Origin of the sequence: Bacteroides sp. 43_46 (genome assembly GCF_001915455.1) — a bacterium.
GTDB classification, from domain to species: Bacteria; Bacteroidota; Bacteroidia; order Bacteroidales; family Bacteroidaceae; genus Bacteroides; species Bacteroides caccae.
Genome location: NZ_MNQN01000115.1, coordinates 1 through 13,462 on the forward strand (window position 1 = coordinate 1; position 13,462 = coordinate 13,462).

At 37.0% G+C, this 13,462-nt stretch carries 9 protein-coding genes; 4 read left to right on the forward strand and 5 right to left on the reverse strand.

What is annotated here, in order from left to right; all coding sequences use genetic code 11:
• The 4 genes from BHV72_RS11680 to BHV72_RS11695 all read left to right on the forward strand — a co-directional run.
• On the forward strand, positions 1-185 hold a 185-nt coding region (locus BHV72_RS11680; RefSeq protein ID WP_286856081.1), incomplete at its 5' end, for a hypothetical protein.
• A 723-nt stretch (positions 186-908) separates the two neighbouring features.
• Positions 909-1,658 carry a GNAT family N-acetyltransferase gene (locus BHV72_RS11685; RefSeq protein WP_195414707.1) on the forward strand — a complete coding sequence of 250 codons (750 nt, stop codon included), beginning with the start codon at positions 909-911 and terminating at the stop codon, positions 1,656-1,658.
• Positions 1,659-1,992: 334 nt separating this feature from the next.
• Entirely contained in the window at positions 1,993-2,490 is a 498-nt protein-coding gene (gene trxA / locus BHV72_RS11690) for a thioredoxin (protein ID WP_005677994.1), read from the forward strand.
• 242 nt (positions 2,491-2,732) lie between these two features.
• A complete protein-coding gene (locus BHV72_RS11695) occupies positions 2,733-4,052 on the forward strand; it encodes a retroviral-like aspartic protease family protein (protein ID WP_022041863.1) in 1,320 nt (439 codons plus the stop codon).
• A 175-nt stretch (positions 4,053-4,227) separates the two neighbouring features.
• On the opposite strand, the gene BHV72_RS11700 is transcribed toward BHV72_RS11695, so the two are convergent.
• From BHV72_RS11700 to BHV72_RS11720, 5 genes are all read right to left on the reverse strand, one after another.
• A complete protein-coding gene (locus tag BHV72_RS11700; RefSeq protein WP_022041862.1) occupies positions 4,228-4,467 on the reverse strand; it encodes a transposase in 240 nt (79 codons plus the stop codon).
• Positions 4,468-4,986: 519 nt separating this feature from the next.
• A complete protein-coding gene (locus BHV72_RS11705; RefSeq protein ID WP_022041861.1) occupies positions 4,987-7,350 on the reverse strand; it encodes a glycoside hydrolase family 88 protein in 2,364 nt (787 codons plus the stop codon).
• Between the two features lie 629 nt (positions 7,351-7,979).
• Positions 7,980-9,089, reverse strand: coding sequence for an Ig-like domain-containing protein (locus tag BHV72_RS11710; protein ID WP_022041860.1), 1,110 nt, complete (start codon positions 9,087-9,089; stop codon positions 7,980-7,982).
• A 12-nt stretch (positions 9,090-9,101) separates the two neighbouring features.
• The gene (locus tag BHV72_RS11715) at positions 9,102-11,396 is read right to left on the reverse strand and encodes a M60 family metallopeptidase (protein WP_022041859.1); all 2,295 of its coding nucleotides are present in this window, start codon (positions 11,394-11,396) and stop codon (positions 9,102-9,104) included.
• Positions 11,397-11,499: 103 nt separating this feature from the next.
• Positions 11,500-13,458 carry a RagB/SusD family nutrient uptake outer membrane protein gene (locus BHV72_RS11720; RefSeq protein ID WP_286856082.1) on the reverse strand — a complete coding sequence of 653 codons (1,959 nt, stop codon included), beginning with the start codon at positions 13,456-13,458 and terminating at the stop codon, positions 11,500-11,502.
• Between the last annotated feature and the right edge of the window lie 4 nt (positions 13,459-13,462).

Sequence of the window (13,462 nt, forward strand, 5' to 3'; positions counted from 1 at the left end):
TGCGTAAGTCGGTTATTATCAACATTGTGTATCCACCTACCACCCCGGCTTTCAGCCACCCCTCCTTCCCCGAAGGAGGGGAATGGAGATACCACCGACCAGTTAAATTACCACCAAATTTGAAGAAGAATCTACATAATGAAAAAATATCTATCACGCTATCATTCATTTTAATAACCTCTTAATTATCAAAAGAATAAATATGATAGACAGTTTTTTTTTAATTTATCTATCATACTTTTATTGTAAAAAACGTATATCTATCATACCCAGCTTATACCTAATTCCAGTATAGCATTAAATAAAATTCTTTCTTTAAAGGCATAAGAATGCACGATCTATAGTAAGATAACCTATATCTGACAGCTTAACAATCTATTAGAAATAGTCGTATTTTTATAGCCCACACATGTGGGCTATACAGCCTGCATACGTGGGATATACGGTTTATACATGTGGGATGCACAGCCCGCATACGTGGGATGCAAACTTAGAGCTGCTAAAGTTGGATTATCAACCCATGATAGTCGGATTTATACGGATTCATAGCAACAAAAACAAGCTATATTACGTCCGCCCATCCTTTATTCAACTATCTTATTGATGATAGATACTCTATTTTAGCTGTAAAAGTATGATAGATACATTCTAAAAAACTATCTATCATACTTATTTTTCTAATAATTAAGAGGTTATTAAAATGAATGATAGCATGATGCATACTTTTTCGTTATGTAGATTATTTTGTTTAAATCTGTACGGCTTTGCTCTATTTTACTTCAATCATAAATGAAAGTCATTTATAGGTAATCAATATTACATAAATTCGCTACATTTGTACAATGATAATAGATAGGCTCAATACATCTTACTGATTGATAATGTCCAAACCTAAAACAAACGTACACATGAATACTGATTTTATAAACCTGACGAATGAAAACCTTACCGATGAACATTTATGTTGCATTATCCGCAGTAAGAAGTCTCATCCGGGTATTGATGCCAAACGCCAATGGCTTTCCGAGCGGCTGAGCGAAGGTCATATCTTTAGAAAATTAAATGCAAAGTCCACGGTTTTTATCGAATATGCCCCTCTTGAAACAGCTTGGGTTCCTATCATCGGCAACAACTATTATTATCTGTATTGTCTATGGGTGCTGGGTAGCTCCAAAGGAAAAGGATATGGACAATCGCTCATGGAGTATTGTCTGGCTGATGCGAAAGAGAAAGGCAAATCCGGTGTTTGTATGCTCGGGGCAAAAAAACAAAAGAGCTGGCTTTCCGACCAGACATTTGCCAAAAAGTTCGGCTTTGAGGTTGTCGATACTACCGATAATGGATATGAGTTGTTAGCTCTCTCTTTTGACGGAACAACACCCAAGTTTGCACCAAACGCCAAGAAACTAGAGATTGAAAACAAAGAACTGACAATTTATCATGATATGCAATGCCCTTATATTTATCAATACATTGACATAATAAAACAGTTTTGTGAAACAAATGACGTTCCTGTATCTTTCGTCCAAGTGGATACGCTACAAAAAGCAAAGGAGTTGCCTTGCGTATTCAATAACTTTGCCGTCTTTTATAAAGGTGTTTTCGAGACAGTGAACTTAACGAATACCGACTATTTAAAACGAATACTCAAAAAATAAATAACTCCGTTTTTCTCCTAATATCCTGCAAATTGATTGGTGGTTAGCCTGAGAAGCCGAAGTATAATACTCCTTGACTATGACACATGATACACCACTTCATGCGCTTCCGTCAACAAAGATGTGATACGGCTATTCCAAATAGACAATCTCCACTCGTACACCATATCCACAAACAAGTCTATCTCTTCCCTACCAAAGAATAAAAGACATATTTTAGCATTAACTAACTGTCTAAAGGAAATTTCGCCAAGTGTTCCGGCCAAATCGCCATTTCAGGGGAACTGTAATCCCTCTATCTTTGCATCAGAGAAAAAATAAAAAGAAAAGAATTATGAAACTAATCAAAAGTATTATGAGTGCCTTCGCTATCGTACTTGCTACCACTGCTTGCGCAGGAAACAGCGGAGAAAATAAAAAGAGTAATGAACCAACAAAAAAAGAAAATAAAATGGAAGTAATAGCATTAAATAAAGCGGACTTTTTGAAGAAAGTATATAATTATGAAGCCAATCCGAACGATTGGAAATTTGAAGGCAAACGTCCGGCAATTGTTGATTTCTATGCAACCTGGTGCGGACCCTGTAAAGCGCTGCACCCTATTCTTGAAGAACTTAGCAAAGAATATAGTGGTAAAATAGATATCTATCAAATTGATGTGGACCAAGAACAGGATTTGGCCGCCGCTTTCGGCATTCGCAGCATCCCTACCTTGCTGATGATTCCGATGAACGAACAGCCTAGAATCTCACAGGGAGCTTTGCCCAAAGACCAACTGAAGAAAGCAATTGATGAATTTCTGTTGAAACAAAATAACGAAGCCAAGCAATAAACTTCGACTTTTTTCTCGTCATGGTAGCCGCCCTCTGTCAGTCTTTTGAAGATTGGCAGAGGGCGAATTTTATGTTTTTGAACAAACTTTCCTAAAATAAAAACGAACCTTATTCTACGTTTCTGATTAATTCACTATATTTACCACCATACCCAAAGAAACAAAACAGCTTATGGATATAACAAATAAAATATAGTCAGAAAAATACACATAAATACAGAACTATAAAATACCCAAAACAAATGAAGAAATTATTTTTATTAGCAGCGGTCCTTTTTTCTATCCCTGTTTTTTCACAAAGTGCCGACGAACGTATCGGAATACTTATCAATCAGTCGGACTGGTTCGGTCTGGAAGAAAACTATCCGATCTTAAAAGATTCCATGCAGGTTGATTTTCTTAAACTGATGTCGGAAATCATGATTGATTATAACTTCAACCGTCCGGATAAAGCAATAAGCGGCATCCGGAAACTACTTACCAATCACCAGAATGAAATTGGAGGTTCAAATGTACTTGGCATGACTATACTGGCCTGTCAAATAGACGGTTTAAGGGGCAATTATGCTTCAGCAGCGCAGAATGCACAAAGCATCATTGACCAGCTTAAAGCACAAAATGCAGAGAAAGAGGCTTATGAAGGACTTGAGCAGGTCTTTTCTTTCTATAGCAAATTGAGTAGCATCCCGGCACCAAGTATCACACGACCGGATTGCGATGTATCCGTCCCTATTGAAATAGAAAAAGTAAAACTACCGACAAGTGTTGAACCGAAGGGTTGGCGGGGTACAACAATTTTAATACCTGTTATAATCAACGGAAAAACATACCGCTTCATTTTTGATACCGGTGCCGGAACCAGTTTCATGTCCGAACGTTTTGCCAAAGAGGTAGGTGTACGTATATTGAATGATTCGCTGACAATCAATTCAACGCTTCCCGGAGCTATGAACGGACAAATGGGAACAGTGGAGAATATGCAGATTGGTAGCATGATTTTCCATTATCCACTCATTACTGTTGCTCCGCCTAACGCGCTGGACAGTGTCATGAGGGTTGACGCAATTCTCGGCATGGATTTTATCAATTTGTTCGATGAACTGCGTATCTATCCGAAAGAAAAAAAAATTGTCTTTCCTGTATCATCTACACCGCTCCCCGCTTCGGGACGTAACATGATATTGACCGACCGCGCACTGAAAATAAAAGCAGAGGCAAACAATGGGGAAAGGCTCAAGTTGCACTTTGACACAGGATGTTCTACTGCCGGCTTGTATTACCGATATTATGAAGGCCATAAGTCCGAACTCGACGCTTCCGGCAAACGGGAACACATTACGGGTGGCGGCTTCAACATAGTGGTAACAAAAGAAATATTGCGCTTACCGTCCTTCCGCATAAAGGTCGGTAAAGTTCCGGTCGAATTGAAAAATCTTGCAGTGGATACTACAAACGGTGATTTCCAGACATCAGATGATGCAGGGATTATCGGTATGGATATGGTGAATCAGTTTGACTGCGTGACAATCAATCTAAAAGAAATGTTTCTAAAGCTTGAATAATATCCTTGCATTTCTTATAAAGTATCAGGTCGGAGAATTGAAGACGAGAGATACTAGAATAAATATCAGCATAAAAGCACATCTCCAACAAAACATCTCATAATATGGAAGAATCTGCCAACAAATTCAAAGACGAAGAATTAATTTTGTATGGTAGTGTCATGTATCTGTTTGTTTATTGCGTGTTATAAGGATAACAATGATTATGAGCCTGTAAAACTATTAAGGAATCCCATTGTATCATTCCAACTACCGGAGTTTTGTCTTTATGGGAATGTCCTTGTGAATATGCCATTTTCTTGTTCCAATGACTATTTTTGTTTCTACCCCCGATAAGTGTTTCACCAGTTTCCACCTCACCCATTAGAAGATTTTCGTTAGCAAGATACATTTGACTTCTTATTTTGTGTAACATAAACCACGCTGTTTTTGAGTAACATCTATATCTTTTGCCAACCGATAGAAAGAAAGCCCCGCTTTATGGTTAACAAGCATATAACAACGAACTACCTTTATAGGTCAATCTTTATTTTCTCAAATATGGTTCCTATTTTTACAGTAAAATTCTTTTCTGTGTTTTTACAGCGATAATTTCCGTTTTTTAATTTATAGACTTTTGAAGTTTTATCAAACAGTGAAATGGGAGTACCGTTCTAATTAAAAGTTACAAGATAGTTAATGCAGGCTTCTTCATTTGGAAACAGCTTGTAAAGAACTGGGATCGAATTTATTTTGATACCAAGCGGGTCTTTCATAAGGCTGTCCTCCAATTATTTTATGACATAACAAATTACAAAGATTTTATGAAATATCAAAGAAATCCGCGGACAAATTTACAGATACGTACAATTGAAAAGAAATCCCTCCGCGGACGGAAGGATTTCCTGTGTAAGTATGTATATTAGTACCAAATTAAAATACGCTTATGGTAGGTTTACTTGTTATTGTCCAAATATCTATATAATTCTGAAGCAATCATTAACAAACTGCCTACCGAATAAGCCCTTGTATCTTTTTTTACCACTTTTCCGGGTTTTTGTGCCACCATCTGTGTCCAGCCCACTTTTCCTTCCGTATTAACAGCTTTTACCATTGCATCCCAGCCTTTCCTTACTATCGGTAAATATTTATCTGCAGGTAAAATACCCTGATTAATACCATACATGATAGCGTAAGTAAATAGTCCCGTTCCACTAGTCTCCGGCATAGGATAAATATCAGCATTTAATAAGTTAGTTCTCCAATAACCGTCTTCTCTTTGTAAAGAAGCTATCTTCTCACTCATTTCCTGCAACAGCTGTTCATAAAAAGGACGATATTTTTTGTCTTCTTCAGGCAAATATTTCAATACTTCGGCCAATCCACCAAGCACCCAACCATTTCCCCGGCTCCAAAATACTTTGCCTCCTTTTTCATCCTTTGCGTTAAGATATTTGCCATCACGAAAGAATAAATGTTCATCTTTATCATATAAATGTTCATAACAATCCAAATATTCTTTATGAGCAAATTTTAAATATTTTTTATCACCAGTCAGTGTATACAGACGTGTAAAAATAGCCGGAGCCATATAGAGGGCATCACACCACCACCAACGATCACTTACCCCTTTAGTTATATCTATATTTCCAATTGGAGGATTCTCTATAATCCAATCTATTCTAGCTTTGGTTGGTATCCACATCTTTTCTTGTTTGTATTTAGCATACATATCAAGATAGACTTGACCTACACAAAGATCATCACCATGATACATACGGTTGCCTAACTGCCAGTAATAACGTGAAAAAATACGTTTCATGAAATCGAAATATTCTTTTTTATCTGTAATTTCAGCCCAATCAAATAAACCGTTATAAAGTACACCGCTTACCCATCCTTGATTACAATAATTTTTATCCTTTTGATATGTTTTCATCACCCAACGGAAGACCGTATCAGCTACAATAGTAATATCTTTCTTGTTCCACTTGGAGCTAAATCCTTTAGCTTCTTGATCAGTACGGATAGCACAATCATAGGCTTTAAAACCAGGATATTTATAATTATACATCCAGAGTACAGATGGCTGACTACCCCGATGATTACGTACCACAAAAGGGCGTACATTATCTTTTTCTGACTGGTAAGTTATAGCTTCTGTTATCCATTTTTGTTTACCACCTGTAAAAGTCCATTTTTCTATTTCAAAACGGTCATTGATGGGACGTGAAGTGTAAAGGATATTAGGATTTTCATGATCTAAATAAACGCCACCAGAATAGTTACATTCATATTCCGGTTTTTCCTTTACATATTCCGTACGCTGAAACCACTGACCTGCATCAGTTATTTTATGGTTTTCCCATTTTATTCCATTCCAACGTGCATACCAATAAGAATGCTTATTATCACGATCGCTGAAACGTGCATAAACTAATATCGGCTTTTCTGATTCATCAAAAGCAATATCCCATATCCACGCTTTATCGAAAGTCCTAGTTGCATCATAAACTTTGTCTACTTGACTTGGTATTATGGAACCAAGAGTTTCTGAAACAACAGTACCATCCGCTTTACAAATTTTTCCATTTTTATACATCATAAAATAAATGGAATTTGTTGCACGATCCCGAGGATGTGCATCGGTAAAAGCAAAAAATATTTTATCTTTATGATTAGTTGTAATTTTAGTATAAGGACGGCCTCCTTGACCATATCCTGGATCATTACGTACTAAATTAATCGGTTGACTCCATGTTTTCAAATCATCAGTATAAATACAAGTCGGTTTAAAATCTCTACCTCTGAAAAATAAATATACCCGATTATTTTCATCAGACAACATTACGGGATTAGTATAGCAAACACCTAAACTTCCCTCCATTTCAGGATTAATCTCTTGTACTTCCTCCCAAGATGAAATATCGGACGGATATTTACTGACAGCATAATAAATAGGAGAATTTTTAGTTCCTCCATGTGCTGAAAAGAATAGAACTAAACGCTGGTCTGAAAGAGCCATGATTGAAGGATTAGCATGGTCGTCATAATCCAACTTATTAAACAATTTATACTGCTTACTTTGGCAGGTGGAAGGATCATAGCAGAAAGCCCAAATACTGCCTTCCTTATCTACAAAACCGCCAAACATCTTATCATCCACATAAATAGCACGAGGATCGGAAAACCAACACCACGCTCCATCACGGGTAATCACTTGATAATCTTCCGCATAAGGATAAACTGTCATATCTTGAGCTACCGCCGATTGGGGTAAACCGAGTAAAGCCATACAGGACAAACCTGCAAAGGCCATACGAACATTCTTATCAAAAAAAATTGTTTCATAAATTTATTTAATTGTTAATAAAAAAATACGAATCAATAATTGAAAGCTACACTGATTCAAAATTAAAATTACTATCATTTTCAAAGCAAAAAGCGATTAGACAAATACTTATTACAGTATCGTAACTACATCTTTTTACCTTTGATTTTAGAAATACATCCATCTTGTGTATACCGCCGTTCAGATATTTGATTTTCAAACCAAAGCAACCGAAATGTCCACGATTATTACCAGTCAAATCCCTAGCCTTTTGTCCTCCAGTTCCCATAAAAGACTGCTATTCCCACAGGCTGGCTGGAAAATAAAAGTAGGTAAATCGAATGTGTGAAGATATCCACACACATCTTTAATGCAACAGGTATCATCCAAGAAAGGATGGAGAGACAAATCCCCAGATTCCACCTCAACATTGCAACCGATATCCCCACTACTCACAGTGGCATGAAACTTGGAGAATTGACAGATGATTTTGACAAATGATGTTATAGCCCAATTATTATTTTCATATTTATGAATATTTCATTTTTATACTTTACAATGTTTCCTAAAAAACTACATCATTTAACACTCATACATTTCTTTACCAAATATCCATATTATTTATCTCTACCAATCTGAATTTCTGAAATCTGAACGGCTGAACCTGCACTTGTACTATAACCTGTAATTACAAAACGAACATACCGACAAGAAGATGTATCATCCAATATTATCTTCTCCCCTGTACTGGCATCTGCTCCGGTATCTAACAGTATTTCATTTTGTATCAAATCAAAAGTTTCCCCATCCAGGCTACCATATATGTCTACTTTTGAACCTCTCAAACCTACACTAACATTATCTCCTCTATGATGCCAACTAAAATAATTGAAAGGATACTGCTGCCCCATATCTATCGTAAAGAAAATTTTGGCTCCAGCCGGTGTCTCAACCCCTTTACCGGGTTTCCTAATTGATAAAAAAGTATTGTAACTACCATCCAGTAACATTTCCGGGGAACCGCCTCCTGCAGGATCCGGCACAAATGTATGTGAAACTGTAGCCTTCCACGTATGACGTGGAAAATCTCCCAGCAATTCATCTATTACAGTTATAAAAGCACTCACCACTGCTCCTCCCTGATCCGCAGCTTGAATCACAATCTCTACACTCCCACTAGACACACCAGTTACTATTCCATCTTCACTGACTGTGGCAATATTCGGATTTGAAGAAGTATAAATCACATCCGGATTATCAACCTGCTCCGGCTTTATAGTGATAACACTCCCTAAATCTATTTTTGAATCCACTAACAGACTACAATCTTTATATTCTTGTGGTAATTCAATAGTGCGTATCCAATTGGGTTGTACCACTACTTTACAACACTGAGACACGGCCGGATTATTAATTGCCTGTACTGTCAAAGTGGCTTCTCCCACAGCAAGTGCGCGTATTCCTCCCGTATCATCGACCGTAAATATGCTCTCGTCGCTACTCTTATACGAAAAAGTATAATCCTTTTTATCAATCGCATCTACCGGAGTTATTCTAACTTTAATTTCCCCATTTTCTCCTCGCGAAAACAATAAATTACCTTCTTCTCCCACATCCAATAAATCAACTCCAGTAACAACTCGTGTATTATACACATATTCTTCCCCACAGCTTCCTAATATCATCCATGTAAGGCATACTAAAAATAAATATCTCAAATTTTTCATATTGCAATTTGTTTAATCATTATAGTTATACATATTATTTTCATTTATAAGATGTACTTCCGGATGCGGCATTTTATAATTTTGTTTATTAACCTCATCTTTCAAAGCAGTTATCTGTCCTTCTGTAATTGTAAATCGGGCTTTACTATAATCATTTATATCCGCATCAATCGGAGTCAGAAATCCCCACTTCTCAAAAAAATCAAGCATATTCAATCCTGATATCCTACAAACCTGGCGTACAAAATCCAACTGATAGACCCCTTGAGTATATTTATCAGCATTTAAAGCTTCATAATCATAAGTCCGAAAGTACTCATACAAATCATGATAAAAATTTTCTTTTTTTAAAACATCTATCATATATAACTTCAATTGCCAGAAAGGAACTAAACGTTCAAAAACATCCGCCTGAGAACTATTATGCGGTATTTTCTTCGCCACAACTTTTTCCAGTCCGTAATCATACACCGTTTTACCATCTTTTTCATCCAATAATCGACCAGGCTGCCCAAAAGAGGTCTGTACATAAAGAGATAATATATTATTGGTAATTTCCGTAGTACCAATCCATTTTAAACCTGGACGTGTCTGATTCATATGTCCAACTTCATGAGATGGTCCCCACAAATTAACATCAAAACGAAGCGGATCACATATTTTAGCTGCATTACGAGGAGGATAAACTGTACGATAATTGGAGGCATTGGGACTTGTAGCATCATAATCAATGGAAAAATGCATACGATTATTAAATAACTTACCATATTTCACCAATCCTATGAATTCTTCTTCTAACCACACCAATTTATCATAATTATTCAGCAACATAGTAACATCTGAAGTATATGTCTGAAAATCTGACACACGCCACGTTACATGCGCATATTGCCCTAATACATCCATATCTTGATATTGAGCATTTTCTAATATTTCAGGCCATTCTTCCGGGACGTTTTTATGACAGTCATAATAACCGTTTACTTTACCCATTATAATATGTACCTTTACAGTCTTGTCCATAGCCCTTTGCTTATCTGAATCATTTTCTAGCAGTAAAGGAATATTATCCTCTACATGATTCAATATATAGATCAAGCCGCCAATTGTCGGTTCAATAATATTCAGCCCTTTTTTCAACTGGTAAGTCTTGGAATTGCCATATCCACCATTCAGGTCCCTGACCATCAAGGATATATCAGCTCCACGATACAATTTATCCAAAGCAATATACAATTTTTCTCCAGCTACAGCATAAATTCCCGTAGGATTATCACTTAAGCTATATCGGGAAGTCCGATTGACAGCTGCCATAACAGAAGGATGCTGATAAGGACGATATTCTGCTACACGATATTTACTTTCATAATTACCTTCAGACAAAGCCAAAGCCAATTTACGCATCTCATTATCAGGCATATTTTTTATTAGATTATCCGTAACACCTTCCTTTAATTGTGTATAAAGGTCATCCGCAAATATACTACGATAATCAAATCGATTCTTACTGGGTTCAAAAAAATCCATTTCTGCACAACTGACACGTTTCATATAAGCAGAGTGGACTACAAAACGAACATATTTGGCATCAGGAACAGGAGTGTCCAGTGTAAAGTCTAGTGGTGTATGCACTCCATCCCCCCTTTCAAAAGAAGCTACTTTTACAAATTGTGTCGGCGCATCTCCTGTAGCTACTTCTACTTCAAATTTATTAAACGAGCCCCATTTATTGCCTTTTGTGCGAGGAGTATATATTATTCGATAAAGCGTATGCCCACTTTCCAATGTATAAGTCATTCGAAAAGTTTTGGTAACATCTGTTCCTCCTTTTGAACAAAAATAAGTATTAAGATCATCATCATAGCTCTTATCCATTTCGTTATTATTATTCTCTGTATCGGCGGTAGCAGACACAACTTTAATAGGAATATCATTCTCACTAAATCCTGCCATTTGCTTCACTTGAATTACAAAAGAATATCTTCGTTCATATTCAACAGTTACACTAGTATGACGTTCACTATCCGTATATGAACGAAATGCACGAATTATCAACTTACCTCCTTCCACAGATGCCTCACACCAACCTGCATCTTTTGCCGGAACATAGCATTCCAATAAAGAAGCGTCCAATCCGTTTTGTAAGGAAAATGAACAATATTCACTTCCTCCCTCCATTGGAAACTCCAAATAAGCTTTCAAACCATTAATCCAGCCTGTATCTGAAACATTATTTGACTCCTGACAAGCTATTGTGACAAAAGTTAGCAAGAAATAGAAAAATATATATATCTGTTGTTTTATCATAGTTGTCTAATTAGATATTATTTATAAAAATGATAGAACTATTAACGTAAAATATAAGGAATATCTTATCTCAATATATCTTACATTAACAAGCTACATTACTTTACCATAAAGGATTCTGTATCAATATCTTTCCAGGAGAACGCTGTATTTCAGTATAAGGTATCGGATAAAGCAACATGGCACGCGTCCATGCGCGTCTTTCCAAAACAACCCGATTAAAGAAAGAACCTACACCTACTCCTTGATTAGGCTGCGTCATATCCATACCACTGCGCGTTATCTGTTGGTCATAAGGATTGTTGGCATCATTGGCAGTCATCCAGCGACGTACATCAAAATAGCGCTGTCCTTCACAAAGGAATTCAACCTGACGCTCGCGTTGAATTGCCCAACGTTGTTTCTCCTGATTACCTATGATATCTTTTTTACCTTGTTCTTTCAACTCTTTATAACCTGGTATACCAGCACGACGACGTACCCGATCCAGATATTCGATAACATTAGGATCACCAGGATCCACTTCGTTACAAGCTTCCGCATAGTACAAATAAAAATCTGCTAAACGAAGCAGGATATTTGGACGAGCCCATTGTTTGAACAATTCCAATTTTCCACCGGAAGCCGGACGAGTTGTACCATACACTTGTCGGTTTTTGAACTTATAAAGCATATATCCCGTTTTCGGATTCTCAAGTCTTGACAAATCCGTATCTCCTCCTTTTGCAAAACTTGTCACATAATTGGCATTACCGGGGGGCTGTACATGCCAGCTTCGTCCTTCATAAGTAATAGCAGCATAAAAACGAGGTTCCCGACCGTGATACATATTATAAACATTTTTATCAACACGTTTGTCTTCATTAATCCGATTAGGCAAATCCGCAAAGCCTTCCTCTGAATATCCACTGCCAGAATCGTTTATTTCTAATCCATTACTCATGAAAAAAGCATCAACCGTCTCTTGAAAAACTCCTAAGTTCGCCCAACCGTTATATACGCCTCGAGGATTGCTTCTTTTTTCCATTGCAGAACTTACAGCATAATAACCATTCTGATTTGTAGCCCAAATAATTTCATCATTGTAATATTGAAAAAGTTCATAAACCGATTTGTCTGCATTGACAATCCCTTCCTCCTCAACTTCAAACAAACCATATCCCATATCCTCTGCAAAATTCAGAAACGTTTCCAAATGTTGTTTGGCTGTTTTCCATTTTTCAGGATTAGAAGCCGGAAAAATAGGAGTTCCATCGTAGTTTACAGTCTGGACAGCCTCTGTATATCCGCCATTAAACAGTGGAGAAGCAGCATATACCCACAGACGAGCACGCAACGCCAAAGCAGCCGCTTTAGTAGGACGTACAGCTTCACTCAAAGCATATTTGGCATTATTATGGTCAGAATGATCCCTGTTTTCGGAAGCCCCACCGGAAGCAAACGTCGTTTCCGGTATAGCATCCGAATTGATGACCTCCCCAAACAAACCATCAATATATGCCACCATCTCATCCACTGAAGCACGCGGATAATCTGTAAAATTAGGATCATTCGGATCAGCTATCTCTTTTATAATAGGTACAGGGCCATATAATTCAAACAATGATAAATAATTATAAGCAATAAAAAACTTTGCTTCCATTTTCATACGCTCCACTTGTACCGAGCTTAAATAAGTGTCCGAAAGAGAGTTTGGATCTCCAACAGGTTTTATATGTTCTAACAGAATCATAGACTGACGTATATATGCATAAATACTACTCCAACGATGGAATGGAGCCGTATCTGCCGTAAAGCCATTTATCATTGTTGTATAGGCAGAACCACCATTAGCAGTAACTTCACCCGACAGCAAATTCCAAACTCCTGAAAAACCATTCTCTTCTCCAGCGCCGCCCATAAATTCATATGCACAAATACTATTAAAAATATTAGCATGCCATTTCTGTACATACCCTTTATTTTCAAACACATCTTCAAGTGACAAATTGTCGGCTATCTCATCTGATACATCCAGATAATCGGCACAAGAGGACACACTTATCAATCCTACGCTTAACACCAAT